Consider the following 25,742-nt stretch of genomic DNA (forward strand, 5'->3'; position numbering starts at 1 on the left):
CCCCGCCGGCCAAACCCGACACAGGACAGGAGAACCACCATGAAAGCCATCCAACTCGCCAACGCTTGCCTCTTCGCTGCCGTCGCCGCCTTCGCCAGCTTCAGCGCCCAGGCCGCCGACACCCAGCCCGCCGAGACTTACCACTACGGTCAGAAACTGGACGTGAAGCGCGTCCTGGCCATCCATGAAGAGAACGCCTCGCCGTTCGATTGCGGCATCGTCAACGCCCGCATGGACTACCTGGATTCCAGCGGCCAGCCGCACAGCCTGGCCTATCGCAAGTTCGCCACCAACTGCAACGAAGGCGGCTGATTCGCCTGATGCCGCGGCCATGAGTGGCTGCGGCGTTCATTCCCCGGCGTTTATCCCAAGCGTGAACCCCACGGGCCGACGGCCCACCGAGGTGCCCATGTTGCTCATCGCCTTTCTCGGCGGGGCGCTGACCCTGCTCAGCCCCTGCATTCTTCCCGTACTGCCCCTGTTGCTGCAGCGCGCCGGCGGCCCGGCGTGGTCGCCGTGGGTCACGCTGCTCGGCTTGGCCAGCGGCTTCGCCGTGCTGGCGAGCCTGGCGACCGTCTCCAGTAACTGGGTAATTGCTGCCAGCGAGTGGGGCCGTTACTTCGCCCTCGCGCTGCTGTCGGTTTCCGCCGTTGCGCTGCTCTGGCCGCGTTTCAGCGACGCGCTGGCCAAGCCCTGGGCGTGGATCGGCGATCGCCTGCAGGGCCAATCCCGCCGTCTACCGCCGGCGCTTTCCACGTGGGTGCTGGGTTTCGCCGCCGGCCTGCTGTGGGCGCCCTGCGCCGGGCCGGTGCTGGGGCTGATTCTCTCCGGCGCCATGCTGCAAGGCCCGAGCGCGCAGACCAGCCTGCTGCTGTTCGCCTACGGCCTGGGCAGCGCTACCGTGCTGGGCGTCGTGCTCTTCGCCGGCCGCCGGCTGATGCAGCACCTGCGGCCGCGCATGACCGTCATCGAAGGCCTGCGCCGGGCCACCGGCGTGCTCGCGCTGCTGGCGGTGGTCGGCATCGCCAGCGGCACCAGCGCGCAGCTGGCTTCCGGCCGCTCATCCACGCTGGTGAACAGCCTGGAGCGCAAGGTCATCGACGGCGTGCCCGCGCTCATCAGCCAACTGATGCCCGGCGACATGGCACACGGCGCCGAGCGCCTGCCCGACCTTGGCCCGGCTCCGGAGCTGCAAGGTGCCGTGGAATGGATCAACAGCCCCGAACTGAACCTGCGTGACCTGCGCGGCAAGGTAGTGCTGGTCGACTTCTGGACCTACGACTGCATCAACTGCCAGCACAGCCTGCCGTATGTGAACGCCTGGGCGAAGAAGTACGCCGACCAGGGCCTGGTGGTGATCGGCGTGCATACCCCGGAATACCCCTTCGAACGCGTGCCGGCCAACGTCCGCGCAGCGGTGAAGCAGCACGACATCCACTACCCCGTGGCGCTGGATAACCAGTACCGCCTCTGGAACGCCTTCGCCAACCAGTACTGGCCGGCGCACTACTTCATCGACGCCCAGGGGCGGATTCGCCACCTGTCGATTGGCGAGGGCGGGTATGAGGAGCAGGAGCAGGTGATCCAGGCGCTGTTGAAGGAGAGGGACGGGGCGAAGGCAGGGGCCTGAGTGAGCGAAGAGGCGGGTGGTGCATCCGCCCCATTCTTATTTCCCGTTTCCGACGGGCCTTGCCTGCAGCTCCACGCCCAGGGCGCGCATGACCTTCATCACCGTCTCGAAGCGTGGCTTGGCGCCTGGTGCGAAGACCTTGTACAGGCTCTCCCGGCCGAGCCCCGAATCGTTGGCAATCTTGGTCATCCCACGCGCCTTGGCGATGTTGCCGATGGCCAGCAGCAACTCATCGGGATCTCCGTCGGCCAGGACCTGGGACAGGTATTCGGCGATGACTACCTCGTCGTCGAGGTAGTGGCTGGTGTCGAAGTCGCTCAGTTCAATGGTCATTCAATGACTCCCGCCAGCTGCTGCACCAGTTTGATATCCCGCTGCTGGGACGATTTGTCTCCGCCGCACAGCAGCAGGATCAGCACATCGCCACGTCGCGTGAAGTACACGCGATAGCCCGGACCCACATCCAATCGGATTTCCGAGACACCGATGCCCACTGATCGAGTGTCACCGAGATGGCCGGATCGGATTTGGTCCAGTCGACGCAGGATGGCGACTTTCCCACGGGCATCCCGAAGGCCGGAGAGCCAGCGATCAAACTGAGCGGTTCGCTTGAGTTGATAGGTCATACGGCGACTGTATCCAGAAGGATACAGCTGTGCCATTGAGTTCGCAGCTGAAATTTTTGGCGATCACAAAGAAAGCGCTGAGGGGGGCGCAGGACAGTGCGATGGGCCGTCTTCAGCCCACTGCCTTATTACGGCCTAGCTTTTTCGCTTCATACAACGCCGCGTCCGCCCTTGCCACCAGTGCCTCGGCCGAGACTTCCTGCCCCGGCACCGCTGCTGCAATGCCGATGCTCACGCTCACCCGCCCCAACGGCGAAAGCTCGTGGGGCAGGGCAAGGGCTTCCACCGCCTGCAGCAGCTTGTTCGCCATGCCACGCACGCCGGCGAGGTCGGTCATCGGCGCGAGGAAGACAAACTCCTCACCGCCGTAACGCGCCACCAAGTCGGTCGAGCGGTTGACTGTCGTCGCCAGTGCCTGGGCGATCTCGCGCAGGCAGGCGTCGCCGGCCGGGTGGCCGTAGTGGTCGTTGTAGCGCTTGAACCAGTCCACATCGACCACCGCCAGCGCCAGCAACTCGCCCGAACGGCGCGCATGGCCCCATTCCTGCTCCAGTACCTGGTCGAAGCGGCGGCGGTTGGCGATGCCGGTGAGGGCGTCGGTCAGGCTCATGGCTTCCAGCTGGTTATTCAGCTCGCGCAGTTCGTCGGTGCGCTCGGCGACGCGCAGCTCTAGTTCGTGTTCGGAGGTGCGCAGGTTATCCACCAGCTGCTGCTGGGTGCGGATCAACTCCTCCTGCACCCGCGCCTTCTCCCGGCGCATCACGTTGAAGCGGTCGGCGAGGGCGAAGGCCAGCACGATCATTTCCATCGCCGAGCCCAGTTGCAGGCCGTCTACGGTGAACAGGTTGGTCGGCACTATGCCCATGGCGCGCAGCGAGGTCATCGCCCCGCCCAGCATCAGCAGCGCAAAGGCGGCGAGGAAGAAGAACGCACTGCGCTGGCGCTTGAAGGCGCAGACGATGGCCGCCACCAGCAGCACCACCGCCGTGGCGAAATTCAGCAGGATGCCCGAGCGGGACACATAGGGCAGCGCGAACGCGTAGGCGACAAGGCTGAGCAGGTACAGCACGATCATCCCGCGCAACACCCAGTCCAGGCGCGGCAGGATGCGTTCGAGCTGCATCATCCTGCGAGCGAACAGCAGCAGCGCGGCGAGGGCCAGCGACACGCCCGAGTAGTAGACAATGTTCGAGTTGAGCGGCACGCCGAAGATCGCCCAGTCCGGCGCCAGCCCGTTCTTGATCGCCAGCGCCGAGGCCGTGCAGCCGACGAAGACCACGTAGAGCAGGTAGATCGGGTCGCGCAGGGCGAATAACAGCATCAGGTTGAACAGGATCATCGCCATGGCGATGCCGAAGTACCACGCCTTGCCTGTGTAGTCGTCGCGCTCATAGGCGTGGAAAGCCTTCACCGGCCACAGCTGCAGCGGCACCAGCAAGCCAATGCTCGACTCCACCCGCAGGTACACCACCTGCTCCGACCGCGCCGGCAGGTTCAGCGGAAAGACGAAATTGCGATTCGGGTAGACCTTGCTCGATTGCGGCACGTCGCTGCCGGTGTTGATGGTTTTATACGAACCATCCGTCTGCGGGATATTCGCCTGCACATGGGACACCCGAGGGTTCTCTACAACCAGAAACCGCTGCAACGGCGCGTCGCTGGAGTTGCTCAACTGCACCTTCAACCAGAACGCCGAACGGGTGAAGCCCATCGCCAGCGCGCTGCCCGATGGCTGATCGCCCTTGAAGCGCGCCAGGTGCTCGGGGGATTGCACGTCCGCCAGCGTCAGCTTGCCAATTGGGTCTTCGAGCACGGACACATAGGTGGTCAGCGTCAGCGGCTGGGTGGTGACGCTGGCAGCGTCAACCACCTGATCGGCCCAGACCGGGCGGATCAATAGAAGCAAGAGGGGGAACAGGAGCCAGGACAGGGATTGCCGGTGCGAGGCGAGGGCGGGCATGCGGCGGGTCCGGGGGATGTAGGTGTGCCAGGGAGTTTACAAGACACGCTTTGGCGACGCCAAAAACACAAAAGCCCCCGGCAACTCAGGCTGCCGGGGGCTTTTGCTTGGGATTCTGGAGCGGGCGAAGGGAATCGAACCCTCGTCATGAGCTTGGGAAGCTCAGGTAATGCCATTATACGACGCCCGCTTGGGGGTGCCTTTTTACCAGAAGGGCGGGGCTTAGTGAAGCCTCGGACGTTCAGGTGTTACGAGCGGGCTGCCGCTGTGAACAACGTGGCGCAATAAAAAACCGGGGGCGGAAGGTCTGGGGCCGGCCCCCGGCTGTGTGCGCTGGCTGCATCAGCCCACCATGGCGGCGATGGGCACGCCCTGGCTGCTGGGCAGGTAGGGGTTGGCCAGGACCGGGTGGCGCTGGGGCTGGAGGAAGGTCAGGAGGGCGTCCTGGGTTTCCTGCCAGGCTTTCTTGTGCTCCACGTCGATGAAGTGGCCGGCGTTGCGGATGGTGCGGAACTCGCAGTCACGGATCAGTTGCTGGAACAGCTTGGCCTCGGCCGGGGTGGTGTAGATGTCCAGCTCGCCGTTCATGAACAGCAGCGGGATGTCGATGGCCGCGAACTTCTCCATGTAGCTCTCCGCGCTGAGCTTGAGCACTTGGCAGATGTGGAAGTGCATCTGCTGGTATTCGTGCTCGTCGAGGCCGCTGACATGGCGGAAGTTGTAGCGCTTGAACAACTGCGGCAGATAGCGGCCGATGGTGTCGTTCACCAGGTTGCCGACGTTGGTGCGGTCGCAGGCGGACAGGTAGTCCAGGCCGCGGTGCAGGTAGTCGAGCATCGAGGCGTTGAGCAGCGGCGAGAAGGAGTTGATCACGGCCTTCTGGATCCGCGCCGGGCGTTCGGCCAGGGCCAGCAGGGTGGCGACGCCGCCCCAGGAGAAGGACATCACCACATCGGCGCGGTAATGCTCGATCAGGCCGAGCAGCAGCTGCGCCTCGTACTCCTTGGTGATGAACTCGCGGCAGTCATTGTGGGCCTTGGACCGGCCGGCGTATGGCTGGTCGTAGCACACCACGTTGAAGTGCGGTTGCAGGTATTTCACCGTTTGCGCGAAGGAGGCGGTGGTTGCCAGCGAGCCATTGACCAGGATGATGGTCTGGCGCGCTTCCCTGTTGGCGTGAAACTCCGTGTGTACCCGGTGTTGCTGAATCTCGACGACGGCGGTTTCCGGCCTCATGTCGTATTCCTCCAGACGCAGGTCATGGTGCGCATCCACCATCGGATGCGAAGAAAGTACCCAGGCAGAGGAAAGCGTCTTGACGTGACAGCTTCATGTCACTCGACGAAAGTTAACAATTTCTTGATTTTCAACTAGTTGGAGCATCAATAAGCACGATTTCCGGCACCGTTGAAGGCGCGGATTCGGGCTATTGATCAGGCAGGGAAGGGGCGGCTTGGGGAAACGGCGTGCCGCGAAAAGCTCTCTTGGATGCAGCGTGTGACTCATGGGTCACGCTTGGGCCTGAGTTAAGCAGCACCGTTCAGTCGGCGCAACCGCCGCTGGGCGCCTGAGTCACATCGGTGGCGCGGATTCCGACGAAATGACATTTCTCTGCGCGATTGTCCGGCGCTTTGGCGAAGCCGGATTACACTCTTGTGATAGCTGTAATGCCCCCTGCCGAAGACGAGCGATCCTGCCGTGCTCCCCCTGAGGCCGATACCGCGTGCGGAGCGGGTCCATGGCACTTCATCGACAGTTCGTCTCTCTGCTGGTCCTGGCTCCGGCCGCCTGGCCGTGTGCGGAAGCCATGGCCGAGGATCGCTACGGTTGCGAACAGCCGATTTCCATCGCCTACACCCGCAATGTGGTGTTCTTCCATGACGACATTGGCATCGACCCGGACCTGATCGCCGAGCTGGAAAAGCGCACCGGCTGCCAGTTCGAGACGTCCGTCCGGCCGCGCGACGAAATCTGGAGCAAGCTGGAGAGCGGCGAGTTGCAGATGGGCACCAGTGGCGTCGCCACGCCGCAGCGGCGCAGCTACACCTACCTGCTGCCCTATCTGTATATGCGCAACAAGCTGATCGTGCGCGACGACCTGGGCGAGATGACCAGCCTGGATGCCTTCCACGACATGCCCGGTGCGCGCCTGGGGGTGATCGCCGGCTACCGCCATGGCGCCTACATCGACGGCATGTTGCGCATCCTCAGGGCCGAAGGCCGGGTGGTGGAATACAAGGATGACGCGACGCGTTTCAGCGCGTTGCTCAACGGTGACGTGGAGGGTGTGATCGGCCACGAGATGAATCTCGAGGGCGCGGTGAGCGATCGTCGTCAACGGGAACGCTTTCATGTGATAGATGTGATGCCGGGACCGGCGACACCCCACAACCTGATGCTCTCGCGCAAGCGCTTCACCCCGGCGCAAAGCGCCGAATGGATGCGCCTGATGGAGACATTGTGGCTGGATGGCACCCTGGCCCGGATCATGCGTAAGAATGCGCCGCCGCAACAGGCGGAAGGACTGCTCGACAGCGGCTATCGCTACAGCTCCACGGACAGAGGCTGGTAAAGGATGAAGGCATTCGAACGGGGTATTCCGCTGCAACTGCTGGTGGCCGGAGCCATCATCGCCAGCATGCTGGTGCTGGCGGGGGCGTTGCTGATCCAGGGATATCGCGGTGTGGAAGGGGCGCTGGTGACGGCGGCCGGGGAGTCGGCCAGCCAACTGGGCGCGACCATCAACGAGCGAATCCGCCGCCTGATCGACCCAGCGGAAAGCGCTTTGCGCCTGCTGACCCACGACCCCATCTCGCAGACCGACAACCTGCCCGCGCGCCTCGACCGCCTGCCGATGCTGGTGGAGAACCTGCGCGCCAACCGCACCCTGAGTGCGGTGTACATCGGCTACCCGAACGGCGAGTTCCTGCTGATCCGCGCACTGCGCGTGCCGGAAGTGCGACGCGCGTTGCAGGCGCCGGATGCGGCCAAGTACCTGGTGCAGAGCCAGACGCTCAACGGCCAGGGCGGGCTGCTCGGTGAGTGGCGCTTCTATGACAGCGAGCTGCGCTTGCTGCGCGTGCAGGAGCGCCCCGACTACACCTACGACCCCCGTCAGCGGCCCTGGTACAACGAAGCGCGCCTCACCAGCAAGACGGTGCTGACCCAGCCCTACGTGTTCTTCACCACCCGCGAGATCGGCCTGACCCTGGCGCACCGCAGCGTCGACGGCGCCGCGGTGATCGGCATGGATGCCTCGGTCAACGATCTGGGGGGCGAGATGGGCGACCTGCGCCAGACCGCCAATACGGAACTGGCGGTGGTCGACGGCAAGGGTACGGTGATCGCCTACCCGGACCTGTCCCGGCTGATGATCCACGAGGGCAAGGAGTTGCGCCTGGCCTCGCTGGCCGAGTTGAAGGTGCCGGCACTGAGTGAACTCAATGCCGAGAAGGTGCGCTCCGGTACGCCGCAGGCTTACCGGGTCAATGGCGAGGACTGGTACGGCATCTGGGTGCCGCTGTCGAACTTCACCAGCAACGAGGTGAAGGTGCTGATCGCCATTCCCGCCGTGGAGCTTCTGGCCGGCGCGCGGCAACTGCTGTTCAACCAGGCTTTGTGGAGCGGCACCCTGTTGCTGGTCCTGCTGCTGATCGGCTGGTACATCGGCCGGCGTATCGCCCGTCCGCTGACTGCGCTGGCCGACCAGGTCGGCGCGCTGGCGGCCTTCGACTTCGCCCGGCCGGTGGGCGTGGAGTCGAAGATCGCCGAGGTTCGCGACCTGAGCAGCGTGATGGGCAGCATGTCGCGCACCATCCACAACTTCCAGGCGATCACCCTGACCCTGAGCCGCGAGACGCGGCTGGAAAGCATGCTCGAAGGCGTGCTCTCGCGCCTGGTGGAAGCTACCGGCGTCATGGGCGGTGCGGTCTACCTGCTGGACGACGAGGAGTGCCGCCTGCGCCTGGCCTGCTCGGTGAATGGCGAGCAGTACCCGCAATCGATGCTGATCGAAGGCTTCACCGAGGCGGAACTGGCCGAGCGGGTGGACCTGGCGCTGGCCAATCGCGGCCAGTACCTGGAGGTTTCCCTGCGCAACCGTTCGGACGAGCTGCTGGGCATCCTGGTCCTGCAATTGGCCCAGGAAGGCGTACACAGCCGCCAGCCGCGCAAGCCGTTCAAGCGCTTCGTCGAGGAACTCTCCGGCGCCGCTGCCGTGGCCATCGAGACCCGCCAGCTGATCGAAGCGCAGCAGCGTCTGCTGGACGCGATCATCAAGCTGCTGGCCGACGCCATCGACGCCAAGAGCCCCTACACCGGCGGCCACTGCGAGCGTGTGCCGCAACTGGCCGACCTGCTGCTGCAGAAGGTCATCGACTCGCACGATGGCGAGTACGCCGGCTTCACCATGAGTGATGCGGAGCGCTACGAGTTCCAGATCGCCGCCTGGCTGCACGACTGCGGCAAGATCACCAGCCCCGAGTATGTGGTGGACAAGGCGACCAAGCTGGAGACCCTGTACAACCGCCTGCACGAAGTGCGCACGCGCTTCGAGGTGATCTGGCGCGACATCGAACTGGACTACTGGCGTGGCATCGCCGAGGGCAGCGACATCGGCCTGCTCGCCGCCCGCCGCGATGCGCTGCACGAGTCACTGCGCGACGACTATGCCTTCGTCGCCCAGGCCAACGTCGGCGGTGAATTCATGAAGGACGAGGATATCGAGCGCCTCAAGCAGATCGGCGAGCGCCGCTGGTTGCGCTATTTCGACGATCGCCTGGGCATCTCCCACGACGAGGCCGAGCGCCTGCAGGGCCGGCCGGCACAGCCGCTGCCAGCGGAGGAGTGCCTCCTTGCCGACAAGGCCGAGCATCGCGTGATGTGGGGCGAGCGCAAACCGCCGGTGACCAAGGACGACCCGCGCAATATCTGGGGCTTCGACATGCGCCTGCCGCCCTACGCCAGCAACTATGGCGAGCTGTACAACCTGGGCATCCGCCGCGGCACGCTGAACGACGAGGAGCGCTTCAAGATCAACGAGCACATCGTGCAGACCCTGATGATGCTCACCACCCTGCCGCTGCCGCGCAACCTGCGCCGCGTGCCGACCATCGCGGCCAACCACCACGAGAAGATGGATGGCACCGGCTACCCGCGCAAACTCTCCCGCGAGCAGATGAGCATCCCGGAGCGGGTGATGGCGATCGCCGACATCTTCGAGGCGCTGACCGCCGCCGACCGTCCGTACAAGGCGCCGAAGACACTTTCCGAGTCGCTGAAGATCCTCGCCTTCATGGCGCGCGATCAGCACATCGACTCGGACCTGTTCCGCCTGTTCATCAGCCAGGGCGTGTACAAGGAATACGGCGACCGCTTCCTCAATCCCGAACAGATGGACGCGGTGGACGTGCGTGCGATTCTGGAAATCCTCGACGGGGTGAAGGCCTAGTCGCCCCCCCGCGACCTCCTGAAATGCAAACCGCCGGCATCAGCCGGCGGTTTGCATTTCAGCGATGAGATCAGCGCTTGGCGAGGTTGGTGGCGTAGCGGTTGATCTGCGGGTTCTTGGCCACGGTGCAGCTCTGCCCGGCTAGGAATTGCGAGGTCTTCAGGTACTGCTGCTGCGGGTAGTAGGCGAAAACGTAGCTGCCGTTCTTCACCGTGTCGATCAGCTTCTGCGCCACCTGTGGGCGCACGGCGGGACAGCCCAGGCTGCGGCCGAGGCGACCGAGACCGGAGACGACCTTGGGATCGGCGTAGGCGGCGGCATGCATGACGATGGCGCGTTCTTCGCTGTTGTCGTTGAAGCCCGGCTCCAGGCCCAGCAGGCGCAGGGAGCGGCCGTGCTTGCCGCTGTAGGTCTGGCCGGTCTGGTAGAGGCCAATGGAGGACTGGTTGCTCTCCGGGCGGTTGGAGAAGGAGGTGGCCATGTCGTCGCCACTCTTCTTGCCATGCGCGACCCACTCCTCGAAGAGCAGTTTGCGCTGCTTCAGGTCGAAGACCCACAGTCGCTTGTCGCGGGACGGCTTGGAGTAGTCGATCACCGTCAGCAGATTGTTCTGGCCGCCCAACTGGGTGCTGGCGCACTGCAGCGCGCTGAGCGCCAACCGCAGGGTTTCGGTATTGGTTGCCGGCGCGAGGCGGTGCAGTTCCTCGGCGGTGGGCAGGGTGGCAGCGGACGCAGCCTGCCAGCTACCGATCGCAAAAAGCGCGGTACTGGCGAGCGAAATCCGGAAGAACCCCCGTAACTTCAAAAAAGTCAGCATGAATACAACATTCCCGTTGAATCGATATGGTTTTTTCTGGGAAACGCCGCATTGTGCGCGATTTTTGACCAGTGATGTGGTTGTTTTTTAATCAAGTATGGTTCCGCCCGTCGGTAATTACGAACTTTCCAGCGCGATAAAGCGCCGTGAGGCGGGGAGTTTCCTTGCGCGAGGATCAAGGGAGCTCACCTCGGACAGGCGCCTTGACTCCTTGTGTTTCGAGATTCTTCGGCTGCTTGCACGGCTGGCTTGAGGCCGTCTGTCCGTCGGTGAGTGCCGGCAGTTTGCAGGGGGCGGGCGAGGGACTATGCAGTGGAATGATGAAGACGTTGTAGGGGAAATCCGGAGCGCGCTGGTGTCGCTCCGGCCCATCGCGTTACTGCACGCTCTGGTTCTTGACCGGCTTCTGCTCGGCCTTGCGGTCGTTGGTGGTGATCACCGTGAAGTCCGGGTTGCTGCGCATGTCGCGGGTGGACGGCAGGTCGGTGATCACCAGGGTGCTGCCCACGTCCATGCTGGTCAGCAGGTTGCGCAGGAACTCGCGGTCGAGGCTGAACTTGCCCAGTTGCTCGGCGGGCGACAGGCCACGCTGCGGGTCGCTGACCTGCACGCTGGTCCAGCGCAGGTTCGGGTTTTCACTGTCGATCTCGGCCTGGGAGGGTTTCTCCATCAGGGAGAAGGCGGCGACGCCGGTCTTTTCCTCAGGGTGTTCGAAGGCCACCGGCGCGGTGCCGATTTGCAGGCCGCCGCGGTAGACGTAGAGGCGGCGGTCGGCACGGCTGACCAGCACGGAGACCGGGCCCTTTTCCGCACCCGGATCGCTCCAGAACGGCACCACCATGCCGCTGTCGTCATGCGGGCCGGCGGCGCGGCCGTCGCTGACGATGGGCGCGAGCAGGCCGGGGTGGTAGACCTCCACCGGCGAGCTCTTGGCGTCGGAGATGATCACCGTAGTGGAGGTGAAACCGGTGACTTCGTAGAGCTTCTTGGCGAAGGCCATGGGCAGGCGGATGCAGCCGTGGGAGGCGGGGTAGCCGGGCAGGTTGCCGGCGTGCAGGGCGATACCGTCCCAGGTCAGGCGCTGCATATAGGGCATGGGCGCGCTGTTGTAGAGGTCGGAGTGGTACTCGACCTTCTTCTGCAGGATGGAGAACACGCCGGTAGGGGTTTCCTTGCCTTTCTTGCCGGTGCTCACCGTGGCCACGCCGATGGCGATGCCGTTGCGGTACACGTAGGCGCGCTGCTCGGTGAGGCTGACCACCAGGGTCACCGGGCCCGCCGGGGATATTTCCGGGTACCAGAGGAACTGGCCGGGCTTGAGCGTCTTCAGCGCTGCCTGCAGGTCCGAGAGCGGCGAGGGCTTGCCCGGATTGGCAAAGGCGATGCTGGCGCTCAGGGCGATCAGCAGGGCAACCGACAGTTTCTTCATTACCTTTCCTTGGATCGCGGGCATGGCTGGGAGATTAGCCAAGCGGCGAGGCGGGCTGCAAACTGCTGGGCCGAACGGTCTGCGCAGGGTGTTTCAGGACGTGACCTGGGTCGCGATGCCCGGAGGAACGGCTCAGCCCAGCTCGGCGATTTCCTGCGCCGTCAGGGCGCGGTACTCGCCCGGTTGCAGGGCCGGGTCGAGCTGCAGGCTGCCCATGCTCTCGCGGTGCAGGCGGGTCACCTTGTTCTGGAAGTGGCCGAACATGCGCTTGACCTGGTGGTAGCGGCCTTCGTGCAGGGTCAGGCGCGCGGCATGGGCGTCGAGGATTTCCAACTGGGCGGGCAGGGTGGTGAGGTCTTCGAAGGCGAAGTACAGGCCCTGCTCGAAGGTCGCGATGTAGCGCTCCTCGATCGGGTCTTCGGTCTCGACGTAGTAGACCTTGGGCAGCTTGCGCCCCGGCAGCGTCATGCGCCGCGACCATTGCCCGTCGTTGGTGATCAGCAGCAGGCCGGTGGTGTTGTAGTCCAGGCGCCCGCCGATGTGTAGCTCGTGCTTGTCCGGCTCGTCCAGCAGCTCGAGCACGGTACGGTGCTCGGCGTCGCGGGTGGCGCTGACGCAGCCGGCGGGCTTGTGCAGCATGAAGTAGCGTGCCGGCTTGCCGACCTGCAGCACGTCGTCGTCCAGCTCCACGCGGGAAAACTCGCGCACCTCGTGGCGAGCATCGCGCACCACCTGACCATCCACGCGCAGGCGGCCCTCGGCAAGCAGCTGGCGAGCCTGCTGGCGGTTCAGATGAGGCAGGTTGGCAATGAAACGGTCCAGGCGCATCAGGCGTTCCCGGCGTTCTTCAGCCCGGCGGCGCAGCGCGGGCACAGGCAAGCGCGGTCGACCAGCCCCGGCGGGATGCGCTTCAGCGCCTCACGGTCGATGGGCGTGCTGAAGCACCAGCAGTCCTGGCCCAGCAGCGCAGGATCGGCCTGGGTGCAGCGGTTGGACTGGCCGCAGAGCGGGCAGCGGCTGGGATCGGGAGTGACGTCGTTCATGGCCGGTCAGGGCGGAGGCTGGTGGTGAGGCGGGCGCACAGGGTGCAGCGCCGACCCGCATCGCGCAAGCGGATTCGGATCGGCGCGGCGGGTGCCGGTCAGGGGATTTCGATGCGCTCGATCCAGGGCTCCAGGCGACGGCCGAAGGCGACTTCGGCGACGAAGGGCTGGGGCAGGCCGTCCGACGCTCGATGGGGCTGCGCCGTGATCTTGTCCAGGCTTTCGCGCCACTGGTAGGGCACGTTGATGCTGCCGGAGCCGATGTCGCTGGCGGTGCCGCCCAGCGTCCAGATGTGCTGGTAGTAGTTGGAGATGGGGCGCACGCGACCATGGATGATCAGGTAGCGCTGGCGGTCGGGGTACTGACTGCGCAGGGCCTGGAGATCCAGGCCGACGTCCTTGAGCAACAGGCGTGTGTCGGTCTTCTCTTCGCTGTCCAGCTCGCGGCGGATGAAGTCGCGCTCGTCCGCCAGCCGCGCGTTCTGTGGTGCGGCGTCGGCGGCCTGGCGAGCCTCGTCGAGGCGCTTGCGCGTCAGTTGTACTTCGCGCTCGTACAGCGGGCCGGCCAGTTCCAGCACCAGCAGGGCGTCGCGCGATTGCTGGCGACCGAAGTGCCGGGCGCTGTCGTCGTCGACCTGCGCGGGCATGGCGAAGCCGAGCTTTGCCATCTTCTGCGCGTCGATGGCTGGCAGCCAGCCCCGGTTGTGCCGAGTGCTGTCATCGCGCGTGGGGGTGCGCCAGCGCAGGCGCAGGCTCAGGCCGCTGTTCTCGTTGTGCCAGGTGGTGTTGCGGATCAGCTCGCGCTGACTGAGCGGCAGTCTGCTCTCGGGCTCAGCCGAGCGGTTCCAGGCGACGCCGCCCAGGGCCACGGCGTTGACCAGCAGGATCAGGCCGGCGCCGCCGACCAGGGCATGGGTGCGCGTCCAGTTCATGACGAAACCCCTCCCAGCAGGCCATGGGCACGGCGCAGGCGCCGCAGCACCAGCAGAATCAGCACGGCGCACAGGCCCAGTACGAGGAAGAACAGGTACTTGGGCATCACCTCCCACCACCAGTCGAAGAACTTGGTGTAGAGGAAAATCACGAAGAAGGTCAGCCCGGTGTTCACCACTTCCGGCCATTCGCGGCGCGCGCCGAGCCAGATGACCAGCGCCGAGGCAATGAAGCCGAGCACCTGGTAAAGGTTTTCCACGGTGGTGAAATCCAGCGGCAGGTAGCTGCCGCCGCCCCAGTTGGCCAGCACCAGCATCGGCAGGAACAGCCCGAGCAGGCCGAATATCCGGTAAATCGCGGCGAAGCCATCGAAGCGGTGCTGTGCGATGAACGAGGGGACGAGGACGATCAGCAGTGCGGCGGGGAAGAAGTTCTCCGGGCGCTCGCCCACATCCAGCCAGTAAACGCCGCTCCAGGTGCCGACCCGCGCGGCAACGTAGCCCATCAAGCAGATCAGCGCGGCGGCCAGCAGCAGGCGAGTGTTGCAGGTATAGGCCAATAGCAGGGCGTAGGCGGCCCAGGGCAGCAGGGCCTTGTCCGAGGGCGTGATGTTGAAGATCTGTCCGACCATGACGACGTTCAGCACCAGGCAGGCGAAGGCCAGCATGGCGCCGAGCTTGGCGAAGTAGCCGGAGGCGTCGCGGCGTTGCAGGAAGAGCGTCAGCAGCAGGCTGATCAGGGACGCGGCGATGAGGGTGAGCACCTGGGCGGTTTCCGCGAACAGGCCCCAGAACTGGTAGAACAGGAAGAACAGACTCGCCGCCAGAGCCAGTGCGCCAAGGAAGGAGGCGATGCGCATGCCCAGGGAGAGGCGGTGGTCCTGGTTGTCGCGGTCGATGTCGAAGCGCGCGCGGTAGTCGGCGAGCAGGCGTTGCTGGTGGTCGTGCAGGCGGTCGCGCTGGGGAGTGTCGAGGACGAGGGCGCCTTCGTCGTGAAGGCGGCGCAGCTCGCGGTCGAAGGCCAGGATATCGTCGACGCGGTGCTGCGCCTGCTGATGGCTGAGGTCGGGCATGACCGGTCCTTGCGGAGGATGATGCTGGGACTCTAGCTGGTGGCGCGGCGGGGTTCCATGGAGCGTTGGGGAGATATACAACGCGCAGGGTTTTGCGTTACCGCCTGCTCCTGCAATGAAAGGTTTTGTGCGGGAGCGGACTGTGCCCGCGACCACCGAGGCGGTTCGCGGGATTGATGGGTATCGCTGCGCTCCACGCCATCCTGCGGCCTGTCATTCGGCGATCAGAAACGTAGGGCGAATAACCTGGAGCAGGTTATCCGTCGATCTTGCACGGCGGATAACGCTGGTGCGTCATGCGCCCTGCGAAATCCCGCTGCGATCAGCTACGGCTCTGCAGCCACGCACGCCAGCCGCCGAAGCGGCTGATGTCCTCGGCTCCCTCCAGGCCCCAGGGGTCGCAGATGAAGCCGGTCTCCCAGCTGCCGTCTTCCAGCTGCACCTTGCCCAGCCCCAGCGGCGCCGGGATGCCGGTGAGGAAGGAGCCCAGTTCGGCGCTGGGCAGCTCCCAGACTTCCACTTCGATGGCCACGCCTCCGTCGGCCACGCGCAGCATGCCGGGGCGCAGCGGCGGGCCGCCGGCGAGGGCATAGAGCTTGTAGGCCGGGGCGCTTTGAGTGGCACGCAGCCGGCGCGCGCCGCGCTGGCGCAGCTGCCAGTTCAGCGCCAGTCCGTCGAGATGCGCGCCGCATACCACCAGGCGCGCGCGGTCATTGCGCGCGGCGTTGGCGGAGGACGCCGGGTCAATCGCATTGCCGCCCGTGAGCGGCAGGTTGTGCCGGCGCTGCAGCGCGTCGGCCACGCCGAGCAGGTACTGGTCGGTAAAGGCGCGGCCGAACAGCGTCACGCCCCACGGCAGGCCGTTGTCCATGATCGCACTGGGCACGGCGACGGCAGCGTAGTCCAGCAGGTTCATGAAGTTGGTGTAGTAGCCCAGATCGGAATTGCGCTTCACCGGTTCGGCGTGCAACTCGTCCAGGGTCACCGGGCGGCCGATGGTGGGCGTCAGCACGCAGTCGAGGTCGGCGAGGATCACGTCGCACTGTGCCTTGAGTTCCTGCAGCCGGTACTGCGCGCGGAACGCCTGCACGGCGGTGGCGCCGGGAGCTTTCGCCAGTACGTCGCGGATCACCGGCAGCACGGCTTGCGGGTCGCACTCGATCAGCTCGCCCGCCACGCTGTAGCGCTCGGCCACCCACGGACCTTCGTAGAGCAGGCGCGCGGCTTCGAGGAAGGGCGCGAAGTCGATTTCCCGAGCCTCGCCGCCCAGCGCCTTGAGCTGGTCGAGGGCGTCGGTGAACAGCACCGGGCCTTCGTGGCAGTCGAAGAATTCCAGTTGGTCGGCACGCGGCACGCCAAAGCGGAAGGGTTTCGGCGTACCGAAGGCGCTGGCGTCGTTCCAGGCGGGATTGGCGCGGCTGTAGCCGTCCCGTGGATCGAGTCGGGCGGTGAGGCCCAGCAGTTCGCTGGCCTCGGCGGCGCTGGCGGTGAAGTAGGTGATGCAGTCCAGGGTGCGGCAGGCCGGAACCAGACCGGTGTTGGACAGCAGGCCCTTGCTCGGCTTGAGCCCCAGCAGGCCGTTGAGCGCCGCCGGCACACGGCCGGAGCCGGCGGTGTCGGTGCCCAGGGCGAAGCTCGCCACGCCCAGCGCCACGGCCAGCGAGGAACCGGCGCTGGAGCCGCCCGAGGGGTACTCCGGCAGCATGCTGTTACGGCATTCGCCGTAGGGCGAGCGGGTGCCGTTGAGGCCGGTGGCGAACTGGTCGAGGTTGGTCTTGCCCAGCGGGATGGCGCCCAGGTCGATCAGTTGCTGCACTAGCGTCGCCGAGGTTTCCGGCGTGTAGGCAAAGGCGGGGCAGGCGGCGGTGGTGGGGATGCCGGCGAGGTCGATGTTGTCCTTGATGGCGAAGGGGATGCCGTAGAGCGGCAGCGCTTCGGGGGACTGTTCATCCAGTGCGGCGAAGTAGGGTTCCAGTTCTTCCAGGCTCAGCAGGTGGATGAACAGGTGGTAGTCCGGGTTCAGCGCGGCGGCCCTGTCGCGCAGCCCGGCGATCAGCTGGCGCGGCTTGGCGCGGCCCTCGCGGTAGGCGGCGCGCAGGGTGGCGAGGCGGAGGTCGAAGGTGTGGGGCATGGTCGGGATTCCTGTGCTGGGCGGATACCCTCTCCCCGGCCCTCTCCCTGAGGGGGGAGGGGGAAGAGCAGTCCGGCATGGTGTTGGGTTTTGAGCACAGCTCATCATTTGGCGTAGCTGTGGCTCCGGCTGGCTCCAAAGGTGCTGCTCGCTCCGAACAGTCCCCTCTCCCGCTTGCGGGAGAGGGTTAGGGAGAGGGGCTCTTGCAACTTCTGCGGTGTCAGCTCAAGCCTCCTCCATCACCACCACCCGCTGTCCTGCGCGCACCGGCGAGCCGGGCTGCACGCGGACCTCGCGGACTACGCCGTCGCGCGGGGCAGTGAGGGGGATTTCCATCTTCATGGATTCGAGGATCACCAGGATGTCGCCGGCCTTCACGCTGGCGCCGGCTTCCACCTGCACCTGCCAGAGATTGCCGGCGATGTGGCTCTCGACGGCATGCTGGCCGGCGCCGAGCGGGGCCTCCTCGCCGGTATCGGCGGCGGCTTCCTCGCTCTCGAAGTGGGCCTGGCCGGAGGCGATCCAGCGCTCACGCTCGGCGTCGAAGGCGGCGCGCTGGTGGCTGCGGAAGGCGGCGATGCTCTGCGCTTCCTCGGCAAGGAACTGCTGGTAGTCGGCCAGGCGCAGTTCGCTGTGCTCGATGCGCAGCGGGTAGCGGCCCAGCGGGAAGTCACGGCGGATGCGCAGCAGCTCCTCGGCGGACACCGGGTAGAACCGTACCTGGTCGAAGAAGCGCAGCAGCCAGGGCTTGCCGTCGAACGCCGCGACTTCGCGGTAGCGGTTCCACATCTGCAGGGTGCGGCCGACGAACTGGTAGCCGCCGGGGCCCTCCATGCCGTAGACGCACATGTACGCGCCGCCGATGCCCACGGAGTTCTCCGCGGTCCAGGTGCGTGCCGGGTTGTACTTGGTGGTCACCAGGCGGTGGCGTGGGTCCAGCGGCGTGGCCACCGGCGCGCCGAGGTAGACGTCACCCAGGCCCATCACCAGGTAGCTGGCCTCGAACACCGTGCGGTACACCGCTTCCAGGTCCGGCAGCTCGTTGATGCGGCGGATGAACTCCAGGTTGCTCGGGCACCAGGGTGCGTCCTTGCGCACGGTGGTCATGTACTTCTCGATGGCCAGCTGGCAGGCCGGGTCGTCCCAGGACAGCGGCAGGTGCACGACGCGCGACGGCACCTTGAGGTCCTGCGCGGCGCAGACGGCGTCCCACAGGCCGGCGACGGTTTCCAGCAGGCTTTGCAGCGGCAGCGTTTCCGGCTGGTAGTGCACCTGCAGCGAGCGGATGCCGGGGGTGAGGTCGATCACGCCGGCCAGTGCCTTGGCTTCCAGCGCCTGCATCAGCGCGTGGGCGCGGAAGCGCAGGACCAGGTCCAGCTCGGGCTGGCCGATTTCCAGCAGCAGGTGGGTGTCGCCGGAGAGGCGGGCGACCAGGCGGGTGTCGTGCTGGCCGAGGTCGAGGACGATGGGGGAGGTGAGCATGGCGCTCGGGCTGCCCTCACCCCCCGCCCTCTCCCGCAAGCGGGAGAGGGGGCTGTCCGTGCCACCGGGAAACACTGTGCCCGCCGGCAACGCCGGACTGCTCCCTCTCCCTCCGGGAGAGGGCTGGGGTGAGGGGAAACCGGCGGCGCTGTGGTTCGCCTGACCTGTAGGAGCGAGCTTGCTCGCGAACGGAATTCCGCCTGGCGTTCCGGTGAGGTGCGGTTCGCGAGCAAGGGCTGAGGCGCCCCCCTCGGTCCTACGAAAAGCAGCCAGATTCCGGGCTTCGGAAATGGATACAGGCAGGAACCGCACCTTGTCCCCGGCCTTGAGCTGGCCGAGTTGCCAGAGGTCGGCTTCGATTACCGTCACCGGACAGACGAAGCCGCCCAGGCTCGGGCCATCCGGGCCGAGGATCACCGGCATGTCGCCGGTGAAGTCCACCGCACCGATGGCGTAGGGGTTGTCATGGATGTTCGACGGGTGCAGGCCCGCCTCACCGCCGCTCTCGCGCACCCATTCCGGCTTCGGGCCGATCAGGCGCACGCCGGTGCGGCTGGAGTTGAAGTGCACTTCCCAGTCGGTGGCGAAGAAGGTGTCGATGTAGGGCGCAGTGAAATATTCCGGTGCGCCGTGGGGGCCGTAGATCACGCGGATTTGCCTTACGGCCGGCAGCTCGGTGCGCAGTTCGGCAGGCAGGCTGGCGCCATGGCTGTCGTCTGCCAGTTCTGCCAGGTGCAGCACATCGCCGGCGCGCAGCGCGCGGCCGCCGTGGCCGCCGAACTGACCGAGGGTGAAGGTGCTCTTGCTGCCCAGGTAGTCCGGCACGTGCAGGCCGCCGCGCAGGCACAGGTAGCTGCGTGCGCCGGCGCCGCCAACGGTGCCGAGGCTGAGGGTGGAGCCGGCGGCGATGAACAGCGAAGTGTTCATCGGCTGCTCGACGCCATCCAGGCTGATCGGCAGCGCTGCGCCGGTGATGGCGACCACCGCGTCGGTGTTGAAGCGCAGGGTCGGGCCGCTCATGGTGATTTCCAGCGCGGCGGCGCCTTCGGGGTTGCCCAGCAGGGCGTTGCCCAGGCGCAGCGCGCGGTCGTCCATCGGCCCGGACGGTGGCACGCCCACGGCCCAGTAGCCGAGGCGGCCGGGGTAGTCCTGCACGCTGGTCTGGGTGCCGGCGCTGAGCACTTCGAAGGTCTGCGCGCAGTAGAGCAGGCCTTCCAGGCAGCGGGTCCAGGGCGAGCCGCTGGCGAAGGGAGCGTCCGCGAGAATCTGCCGCAGGTAGTCGCGGTTGCATTCCACGCCGTAGAGCTGGCTTTCGCCGAGGGCACGGTCGAGCCCGGCGCCGGCCTGCTCGCGGGTCGGCGCCCAGGCGATGAGCTTGGCGATCATCGGGTCGAAGTAGGGCGGAATCTCGCAGCCGGCTTCGACCCAGGTGTCGATGCGCAGCGCCTTGCCGTCGGCCGGCGGGAATTGCACGGCGGTGAGCAGGCCGGGGCAGGGCTGGAAGTCGCGGCCGGGGTCTTCGGCGTAGAGGCGCGCCTGGATAGCGTGGCCGCTGGGCTTCAGCATGGCCGCCAGCTCGGCCAGGGGTGGCAGGTCGCCGGCGGCCAGCTCGATCATCCAGCGCACCAGGTCGACGCCCCAGACCTGTTCGGTGACGCCGTGCTCCACCTGCAGGCGGGTGTTCACTTCGAGGAAATAGAAGTCCTGCGCCTCGCTGTCGTAGACGAATTCCACGGTGCCGGCGCTGCGGTAGCTGACGGCTTTCGCCAGTTGGATCGCCGCCGCGCAGAGGGCTTCGGCCATGCCGGCGGGCAGGTTGGGCGCGGGGGTTTCTTCCAGCACCTTCTGGTTGCGCCGCTGCACCGAGCAGTCGCGCACGCCCAGGGCTATCACCTCGCCCTGACCGTCACCGAACACCTGCACTTCCAGGTGGCGGGCACGCTGGATGTACTTCTCGATGAACACGCCCGAGTCGCTGAAGTTGTTCTGACCCAGACGCTTTACTGCGTCGAAGGCGTCGCGCAGCTCGTCCGCCGAGCGGCACACGCGCATGCCGATGCCGCCGCCACCGGCGGTGCTCTTGAGCATCACCGGGTAGCCGACTTGCTCGCCGGCGCGCAGGGCGGCGTCGAGGTCTTCCAGCAGGTCGGTGCCTTCGAGCATCGGCACGCCCTGTTCTCGGGCCAGCGCGCGGGCGGTGTGCTTGAGGCCGAACAGGCGCAGCTGTTCCGGCGTCGGGCCGACGAAGGCGATGTCGGCGGCCTCGCAGGCTTCGGCGAAGGCGGCGTTCTCGGAGAGGAAGCCGTAGCCGGGGTGGATCGCTTTCGCGCCGCTGTCGCGGGCAGCCTGGAGAATCTTTTCGACCACCAGGTAGGTGCTCGACGCGGGGCCTTCGCCGAGGCTGATGGCCTGGGCGGCCTGCTGGATGTGCAGGCTGGCGGCGTCGGCTTCGGAGTAGACGGCCACGCCTTCTACGTGCAGCTCACGAAGGGTGCGCAGGATGCGGCAGGCGATGGCGCCGCGGTTGGCGATCAGGAGCTTGTCGAACATGAGGGCGTCCCCATGGGGTGGCGGGCCGTCCCGCCGTCATTCGGTGCCTATCCCGGTCGTCCGGGGCAGGTTCATGCTGCCGTAGGGCGGATGTGCTCTATCCATCCGCCGTCCGGCTACGCGCGATCTGTTTGCGCGGATAACGCTGGCGCGTTATGCGCCCTACTCGGTCAGCTCCGGGGCTCGGGCGAAGTCCGTTCGATGCAGGTTCTGGCAGTCCGCAGCGTCGGGCTGCACTGGCCACTCCGACTCTGGCTCAGGATGTACAGCCAGCGCCGCAGCACGTGCAGCCCATCGCCTGCCGTGTGCAGCCGCTTCAGTCCCATACCAGCAGCTCCGCCGGGGTCGGGTTCCAGCCGTTGCAGGGGTTGTTGAGCTGCGGGCAGTTGGAGATCAGGACGATCACGTCCATGTGGGCGAACAGCTCGACGTACTTGCCGGCGCCGGAGATGCCGTCCTCGAAGGTCAGGCCGCCCTCGGCGGTGACCGGCACGTTCATGAAGAAGTTGATGTTGTGGCTGATGTCGGCCTTGCTCAGGCGGCCGTCGTGCAGGCTGGCGCGCAGGAAGTTGTCGCGGCAGCTGTGCATGTAGCGCTTGTCCAGGGCGTAGCGCACGGTGTTGCTCTCCTGGGCGCAGGCGCCGCCGAGGGTGTCGTGGCGACCGCAGGTGTCGGCGCTGATGGTCAGCATCGGGTTGCCAAGGTTGGACCAGAGCACGCTGCCGGCGCTGAGGTAGACCTGCCCCTGCTTGCGCAGGGTGCGCTGCACGTCGTAGCGCTCGCGCGGGTTGGCGGCGCTGAAGAACAGCGTGTCCACCGCCTGGTTGCCTTCCAGGTCGAGGATGCGCAGGGTCTGCCCGGCCTTCAGCTCGGTGAGGCTGGGTTCGCCGGCCGGGATCAGGGTGCGCGAGACGCAGGCTTCGGGGTGTTTGTCGCTGGGGACGATGGGCATGCTCGCGCTCCTTACAGGTACTGGCGTTCGGTGTTGTGGAAGCCGCGGCTGTTCTCCGCGCGGGAAGTGCGGCAGAGCACGCTGATGCCGTCGGCGGCGACCTGCTGCCAGGTCAGGCCGATGGGCTTGGGCGCGTACTGCGGGTTCGGGTCCAGCGGGTGTTGCAGGGCGGTGAGCACGACGAGGGTGTCCATCGGCGCGTAGAGCTCGACGTAGTCGCCGGCTTTCGAGTTGCCCTGGGCGAAGCGGAAGCAGCCATCGGCGTCGACGTCCACGCGGCTGAACAGGTTCAGGCACATCAGCAGGTCCTGCAGGCGCATGTCCCACTTGCCCATTTCCACCAGCAGGTTGTCCACGCCGTTGCGGTGGAAGCCGTTGCGCAGTTCCTGGTAGCGGCCCGCGCCGTACTTCTCCTGCACCTCGGCGGCGTTCAGCACGCCGCCGAAGCTGTCGTGCCAGCCGCAGCTGTCGGCGGTGATGGCGGCCAGCACGCGGCCCATGTCCGAGTACAGGCAGTGGCCGGCGGTGAGCCGCGCGGTGTGCTGGCACTTGAGGCTGTCGGGCAGGTTCAGTCGCTCGCTTTTCTCGGTGGCGTTGAACAGCAGTACGCTGGTGTTGCCGCCGCCTTCCAGGTCGGTCAGGCGCAGTAGCTGGCCGCGCTTGAGGATGAAAGAGGTGTGGCCGCCGCCGGGGACGGCTTCTTCGTAGAGGGTGGTGCGCAGTTCATTCATGGCAGCGGATTCCTTAATAGACCGGCGTGATCACGGGTTCGTCGACAGGGTGCAGGCGCGCGGCGAGCGTGGCCGGCAGGGCGGCGCGGGCGGCCCGGCGGTCGGCGTTGAGCGGGATGTCGTAGGTGATGCGGGCGCCGTAGGCGTTGGGCGCCTGCGGGTCGTGGCGGACCTTGTCGAAGACCAGCAGGCGGGTGCCCAGGCTGAAGCCCTCGGCGAGGTCGTGGGTGACCATGAACACGGTGAGCCGGGTTTCCTGCCACAGCTCCAGCAGCAGGGCGTGCATGTCCTTGCGGATGCCCGGGTCCAGCGCGCCGAAGGGTTCGTCGAGCAGCAGCACGCGCGGCTTCATCACCAGCGCCTGGGCGATGGCCAGGCGTTGCTGCATGCCGCCGGAGAGGGCGCTCGGATACTGCTGCAGCGCATGGCCGAGGCCGACGCGCTGCAGCAGTTCGGCGGCCTGCTCGCGGACCTCTCGCTTGGCCGCACCGAACAGCCGACCGAGCAGCGGCGAGCGCGGCAGTTCCAGGCCGAGGGCGACGTTGTCGAGCACGGATAGATGCGGGAACACCGAGTAGCGCTGGAACACCACGCCACGGCTCGGATCGGGTTCTGCGGCCAGCGGCCGGCCTTCGAGCAGTAGTTCGCCGCGGCTGGGCCGCTCCTGGCCGAGCAGCAGGCGCAGGAAGGTGGACTTGCCGCAGCCGGAGGCGCCGACCAGGGTGCAGAACTCGCCTTCCTTCACCTCGAGATTCAGGCGTTCGAGTACCACGTTGCCGGCGTATTCCTGCCAGACGTTATTCACCTGGATGAAGCTCATGCCTTGGCTCCTTCATACCAGGGGAAGGCGCGCCGGGTGAGCGCGCGCAGCGCCCAGTCCATCAGCCAGGCCAGCGCGGTGATCCACACCACGTAGGGCAGGATCACATCCATGGCCAGGTAGCGGCGCACCAGGAAGATGCGGTAGCCCAGGCCGTCGGTGGAGGCAATGGCCTCGGCGGCGATGAGGAACAGCCAGGCCGAGCCGAGCATCAGGCGCAGGGAAATCAGTAGGCGCGGCAGCAGTTGCGGCAGCACCACGCGCAGGATCAGCGTCCAGGTGCTGGCGCCCAGGGTCTGCGCCTTGATCAGCAGTTCGCGGGGGATTTCCCGGGCGCGTTGTTCGATGTCGCGGGCGATGCAGGGGGCGACGCCGATGACGATCAGCACCACCTTGGACAGCTCGCCGAGGCCGAAGACGATGAACAGCACCGGCAGGATCGCCAGCGGCGGGATCATCGACAGCACGGTGAGCAAGGGCGAGAGCGGCGCGCCGAACAGCGGCACGCTGCCGGCGGCGATGCCCAGCACCAGACCGAGCAGGGCGGCGATGGACAGGCCCATCCCAAGGCGTTGCAGGCTGGCGCCGGTGTCCTGCCAGAACAGCACCTCGCCGGTGCGCTTGTCTTCGCTGAAGGCCAGGCGGTTCACCGCGTCGGCCATCTGCGCGGCGCTGGGTAGCAGCTTGTCGTTGGGGTTCTCCGCCAGCCGCGACGTGGAGCCTGCGAAGTAGGCGAACAGCAGCAGGGCGAAGGGCAGCAGCACGAGGAACAGGCGGCCGCTGCGGTCGGGGGTTCGGTTGATCAGGCGCATGCTTCGTACCTGTGGTTTTCCGTTTGAAGCGCCCTCTCCCTAACCCTCTTCCTGAAGGGAGAGGGGACCGTTGCGTGCAGGTCGAAACCACTGCGTCAGCCGGCACGGACAGCTCCCTCTCTCTTCAGGGAGAGGGCGGGGGGAGAGGGGCTTCGGGGGTGAAGTGAGGTGCCATGTAAAGGCGCCTCAGAGCTTGCCGTCCGCTGCCATCTGCACGTAGGTCGGGTCGAAGCGCAGCTTGAGGTTCTGCGCGTCGCCGGTGGTGAGGTCGCCGGCGAAGCTCATGCCGACCGCTTCGGCGCTTTTCGCGCCCTCGCCGAGCAGGCCGTGGGCGAAGGAGAAGGCCGCGACCTTGTCCATGGTCGCCGGGAGTTTCGGGCTGGTGGCGAAGGCCAGTGCTTCCTGCGCAGTGGCAAACAATTTGGTAGTAGCGAGCTGGCTCTGGTAACCGGCGAGGTCGGTGCCCGAGGCCTTGGCCATGTGCTCCAGCGCGGCGCGGGTCTCGGCGCTTTCGCCCTGCATCAGTGCCACGGTTTCGAACCAGGCGCCGGTCAGTGCCTTGCCCAGCGCTGGGTTGTCCTTCAGGACCGCGCTGTTGACCACCATCATGTCCATGATCTCGCCGGGGACCTGGCTGGAGTTGAACACCTCGGTGGTGCCCGGCTTGGCGCGGGCCTCGGCGAGCATCGGGTTCCAGGTGGTCACGGCCTGCACGTCGTCGGTGTTGAAGGCGGCGGCGATGTCGGCGTCGGAGGTGTTCACCGTCTTCACGTCCTTCTCGCTGAGTCGGGCGTTCTCCAGGGCGCGGGCGAGCAGGTAGTGGGAGACGGACAGCTCCACCAGATTGACGTTCATGCCCTTGAGGTCGGCCAGGGTCTTGCCTTCGCCCTTGATGACGATGCCGTCGTTGCCATTGGAGAAGTCGCTGACGATCAGCGCGGTGGAATCGACGCCGCCGGCGGCGGGGATGGTCAGGGCGTCCATGTTGGTCATGGTGCAGCCGTCGAACTGGCCCGCGGTGTACTGGTTGATCGACTCGATGTAGTCGTTGAGCTGGGTGACCTTGATCTCGATGCCGTACTTCTTCGCCCACTTGTCGACGATGCCGTGGCTGGCCGCGTATTCCCAGGGCATCCAGCCGGCGTAGATGGTCCAGCAGAGGTTGAAGCTGTTCTTCGCGGCGACGGCGGCGGCGGAGGCTGAGAGGCTGAAGGCGGCGAGGCCGGCGGCGAACAGGGCGGTCAGAAGGGGCTTGCGCATGGAGCATCTCCAGTCGATTGGCGGGCAGGCAGGAGTCGGGCGGCA

General features: G+C 66.4%; 21 protein-coding genes and 1 tRNA gene. 4 read left to right on the forward strand and 18 right to left on the reverse strand.

From position 1 onward, the window contains the following. Positions 1–39: 39 nt before the first annotated feature. Positions 40–312: a DUF2790 domain-containing protein gene (locus IB256_RS20315; RefSeq protein ID WP_192209924.1), complete on the forward strand. Its 273-nt coding sequence runs from the start codon at positions 40–42 to the stop codon at positions 310–312. Positions 313–409: 97 nt separating this feature from the next. Next, the gene (locus IB256_RS20320) at positions 410–1,630 is read left to right on the forward strand and encodes a cytochrome c biogenesis protein DipZ (protein WP_192403862.1); all 1,221 of its coding nucleotides are present in this window, start codon (positions 410–412) and stop codon (positions 1,628–1,630) included. Between the two features lie 36 nt (positions 1,631–1,666). Here IB256_RS20320 and IB256_RS20325 read toward each other — a convergent pair whose 3' ends face one another. From IB256_RS20325 to IB256_RS20345, 5 genes are all read right to left on the reverse strand, one after another. Then, on the reverse strand, positions 1,667–1,963 hold the full coding sequence (locus IB256_RS20325; RefSeq protein ID WP_192289824.1) for an addiction module antidote protein: 297 nt from the start codon (positions 1,961–1,963) through the stop codon (positions 1,667–1,669). Further along, the gene (locus IB256_RS20330; RefSeq protein ID WP_192289822.1) at positions 1,960–2,256 is read right to left on the reverse strand and encodes a type II toxin-antitoxin system RelE/ParE family toxin; all 297 of its coding nucleotides are present in this window, start codon (positions 2,254–2,256) and stop codon (positions 1,960–1,962) included. Before IB256_RS20330 ends, IB256_RS20325 begins: the two co-directional genes overlap by 4 nt. Before the next feature lie 112 nt (positions 2,257–2,368). Continuing rightward, positions 2,369–4,216, reverse strand: a complete 1,848-nt coding sequence (locus tag IB256_RS20335) for a diguanylate cyclase (protein ID WP_192403864.1) — start codon at positions 4,214–4,216, stop codon at positions 2,369–2,371. 116 nt (positions 4,217–4,332) lie between these two features. Continuing rightward, positions 4,333–4,406, reverse strand: a tRNA-Gly gene (locus IB256_RS20340). Positions 4,407–4,558: 152 nt separating this feature from the next. After that, positions 4,559–5,452: an alpha/beta fold hydrolase gene (locus IB256_RS20345; protein WP_192289818.1), complete on the reverse strand. Its 894-nt coding sequence runs from the start codon at positions 5,450–5,452 to the stop codon at positions 4,559–4,561. A 502-nt stretch (positions 5,453–5,954) separates the two neighbouring features. Here IB256_RS20345 and IB256_RS20350 point away from each other — a divergent pair. Continuing rightward, positions 5,955–6,788 (forward strand): substrate-binding periplasmic protein, encoded by an 834-nt coding sequence (locus IB256_RS20350; protein WP_192289816.1) that lies wholly within the window; start codon positions 5,955–5,957, stop codon positions 6,786–6,788. A gap of 3 nt (positions 6,789–6,791) precedes the next feature. Beyond that, positions 6,792–9,665, forward strand: coding sequence for an HD domain-containing phosphohydrolase (locus IB256_RS20355; protein WP_192403866.1), 2,874 nt, complete (start codon positions 6,792–6,794; stop codon positions 9,663–9,665). Between the two features lie 70 nt (positions 9,666–9,735). Here IB256_RS20355 and IB256_RS20360 read toward each other — a convergent pair whose 3' ends face one another. The 13 genes from IB256_RS20360 to IB256_RS20420 form a co-directional block, all read right to left on the reverse strand. Continuing rightward, positions 9,736–10,482 (reverse strand): murein L,D-transpeptidase catalytic domain family protein, encoded by a 747-nt coding sequence (locus IB256_RS20360; RefSeq protein WP_192289812.1) that lies wholly within the window; start codon positions 10,480–10,482, stop codon positions 9,736–9,738. Between the two features lie 376 nt (positions 10,483–10,858). Next, entirely contained in the window at positions 10,859–11,911 is a 1,053-nt protein-coding gene (locus IB256_RS20365) for a L,D-transpeptidase (protein ID WP_192289810.1), read from the reverse strand. Between the two features lie 132 nt (positions 11,912–12,043). After that, on the reverse strand, positions 12,044–12,739 hold the full coding sequence (locus IB256_RS20370; RefSeq protein WP_192289808.1) for a pseudouridine synthase: 696 nt from the start codon (positions 12,737–12,739) through the stop codon (positions 12,044–12,046). Continuing rightward, positions 12,739–12,954 (reverse strand): cysteine-rich CWC family protein, encoded by a 216-nt coding sequence (locus IB256_RS20375; RefSeq protein WP_192289806.1) that lies wholly within the window; start codon positions 12,952–12,954, stop codon positions 12,739–12,741. Before IB256_RS20375 ends, IB256_RS20370 begins: the two co-directional genes overlap by 1 nt. A 98-nt stretch (positions 12,955–13,052) precedes the next feature. After that, entirely contained in the window at positions 13,053–13,886 is an 834-nt protein-coding gene (locus IB256_RS20380; protein WP_192403868.1) for a DUF4824 family protein, read from the reverse strand. After that, positions 13,883–14,959 carry a DUF2157 domain-containing protein gene (locus IB256_RS20385; protein ID WP_192403870.1) on the reverse strand — a complete coding sequence of 359 codons (1,077 nt, stop codon included), beginning with the start codon at positions 14,957–14,959 and terminating at the stop codon, positions 13,883–13,885. Before IB256_RS20385 ends, IB256_RS20380 begins: the two co-directional genes overlap by 4 nt. A gap of 322 nt (positions 14,960–15,281) precedes the next feature. Beyond that, positions 15,282–17,090 carry an allophanate hydrolase gene (atzF, locus tag IB256_RS20390; protein WP_192403871.1) on the reverse strand — a complete coding sequence of 603 codons (1,809 nt, stop codon included), beginning with the start codon at positions 17,088–17,090 and terminating at the stop codon, positions 15,282–15,284. Between the two features lie 225 nt (positions 17,091–17,315). Continuing rightward, entirely contained in the window at positions 17,316–21,122 is a 3,807-nt protein-coding gene (locus tag IB256_RS20395) for a 5-oxoprolinase/urea amidolyase family protein (RefSeq protein WP_192403872.1), read from the reverse strand. Between the two features lie 316 nt (positions 21,123–21,438). After that, positions 21,439–22,074 carry an urea amidolyase associated protein UAAP2 gene (locus IB256_RS20400; protein ID WP_192289796.1) on the reverse strand — a complete coding sequence of 212 codons (636 nt, stop codon included), beginning with the start codon at positions 22,072–22,074 and terminating at the stop codon, positions 21,439–21,441. Positions 22,075–22,085: 11 nt separating this feature from the next. Beyond that, complete coding sequence (locus IB256_RS20405; RefSeq protein ID WP_192403873.1) at positions 22,086–22,805, reverse strand: urea amidolyase associated protein UAAP1; 720 nt, start codon at positions 22,803–22,805, stop codon at positions 22,086–22,088. A 13-nt stretch (positions 22,806–22,818) separates the two neighbouring features. After that, a complete protein-coding gene (locus tag IB256_RS20410) occupies positions 22,819–23,625 on the reverse strand; it encodes an ABC transporter ATP-binding protein (RefSeq protein WP_192403874.1) in 807 nt (268 codons plus the stop codon). After that, the gene (locus IB256_RS20415) at positions 23,622–24,437 is read right to left on the reverse strand and encodes an ABC transporter permease (protein WP_192289790.1); all 816 of its coding nucleotides are present in this window, start codon (positions 24,435–24,437) and stop codon (positions 23,622–23,624) included. Before IB256_RS20415 ends, IB256_RS20410 begins: the two co-directional genes overlap by 4 nt. Positions 24,438–24,623: 186 nt before the next feature. Further along, positions 24,624–25,697, reverse strand: coding sequence for a putative urea ABC transporter substrate-binding protein (locus tag IB256_RS20420; protein ID WP_192403875.1), 1,074 nt, complete (start codon positions 25,695–25,697; stop codon positions 24,624–24,626). Between the last annotated feature and the right edge of the window lie 45 nt (positions 25,698–25,742).

Source organism: Pseudomonas sp. PDM17 (genome assembly GCF_014851985.1).
GTDB lineage: Bacteria > Pseudomonadota > Gammaproteobacteria > Pseudomonadales > Pseudomonadaceae > Pseudomonas.

Excerpts from the sequence above, each read along its gene's own strand:
- atzF (WP_192403871.1), bottom strand. The coding sequence starts at position 17,090 with ATGCCCCACACCTTCGACCTCCGCCTCGCCACCCTGCGCGCCGCCTAC.
- IB256_RS20360 (WP_192289812.1), bottom strand. The coding sequence starts at position 10,482 with ATGCTGACTTTTTTGAAGTTACGGGGGTTCTTCCGGATTTCGCTCGCC.
- IB256_RS20375 (WP_192289806.1), bottom strand. The coding sequence starts at position 12,954 with ATGAACGACGTCACTCCCGATCCCAGCCGCTGCCCGCTCTGCGGCCAG.
- IB256_RS20405 (WP_192403873.1), bottom strand. The coding sequence starts at position 22,805 with ATGAATGAACTGCGCACCACCCTCTACGAAGAAGCCGTCCCCGGCGGC.
- IB256_RS20370 (WP_192289808.1), bottom strand. The coding sequence starts at position 12,739 with ATGCGCCTGGACCGTTTCATTGCCAACCTGCCTCATCTGAACCGCCAG.
- IB256_RS20315 (WP_192209924.1), top strand. The coding sequence starts at position 40 with ATGAAAGCCATCCAACTCGCCAACGCTTGCCTCTTCGCTGCCGTCGCC.
- IB256_RS20410 (WP_192403874.1), bottom strand. The coding sequence starts at position 23,625 with ATGAGCTTCATCCAGGTGAATAACGTCTGGCAGGAATACGCCGGCAAC.
- IB256_RS20335 (WP_192403864.1), bottom strand. The coding sequence starts at position 4,216 with ATGCCCGCCCTCGCCTCGCACCGGCAATCCCTGTCCTGGCTCCTGTTC.
- IB256_RS20420 (WP_192403875.1), bottom strand. The coding sequence starts at position 25,697 with ATGCGCAAGCCCCTTCTGACCGCCCTGTTCGCCGCCGGCCTCGCCGCC.
- IB256_RS20380 (WP_192403868.1), bottom strand. The coding sequence starts at position 13,886 with ATGAACTGGACGCGCACCCATGCCCTGGTCGGCGGCGCCGGCCTGATC.
- IB256_RS20355 (WP_192403866.1), top strand. The coding sequence starts at position 6,792 with ATGAAGGCATTCGAACGGGGTATTCCGCTGCAACTGCTGGTGGCCGGA.
- IB256_RS20320 (WP_192403862.1), top strand. The coding sequence starts at position 410 with ATGTTGCTCATCGCCTTTCTCGGCGGGGCGCTGACCCTGCTCAGCCCC.
- IB256_RS20350 (WP_192289816.1), top strand. The coding sequence starts at position 5,955 with ATGGCACTTCATCGACAGTTCGTCTCTCTGCTGGTCCTGGCTCCGGCC.
- IB256_RS20330 (WP_192289822.1), bottom strand. The coding sequence starts at position 2,256 with ATGACCTATCAACTCAAGCGAACCGCTCAGTTTGATCGCTGGCTCTCC.
- IB256_RS20395 (WP_192403872.1), bottom strand. The coding sequence starts at position 21,122 with ATGTTCGACAAGCTCCTGATCGCCAACCGCGGCGCCATCGCCTGCCGC.
- IB256_RS20345 (WP_192289818.1), bottom strand. The coding sequence starts at position 5,452 with ATGAGGCCGGAAACCGCCGTCGTCGAGATTCAGCAACACCGGGTACAC.
- IB256_RS20400 (WP_192289796.1), bottom strand. The coding sequence starts at position 22,074 with ATGCCCATCGTCCCCAGCGACAAACACCCCGAAGCCTGCGTCTCGCGC.
- IB256_RS20415 (WP_192289790.1), bottom strand. The coding sequence starts at position 24,437 with ATGCGCCTGATCAACCGAACCCCCGACCGCAGCGGCCGCCTGTTCCTC.
- IB256_RS20365 (WP_192289810.1), bottom strand. The coding sequence starts at position 11,911 with ATGAAGAAACTGTCGGTTGCCCTGCTGATCGCCCTGAGCGCCAGCATC.
- IB256_RS20385 (WP_192403870.1), bottom strand. The coding sequence starts at position 14,959 with ATGCCCGACCTCAGCCATCAGCAGGCGCAGCACCGCGTCGACGATATC.
- IB256_RS20325 (WP_192289824.1), bottom strand. The coding sequence starts at position 1,963 with ATGACCATTGAACTGAGCGACTTCGACACCAGCCACTACCTCGACGAC.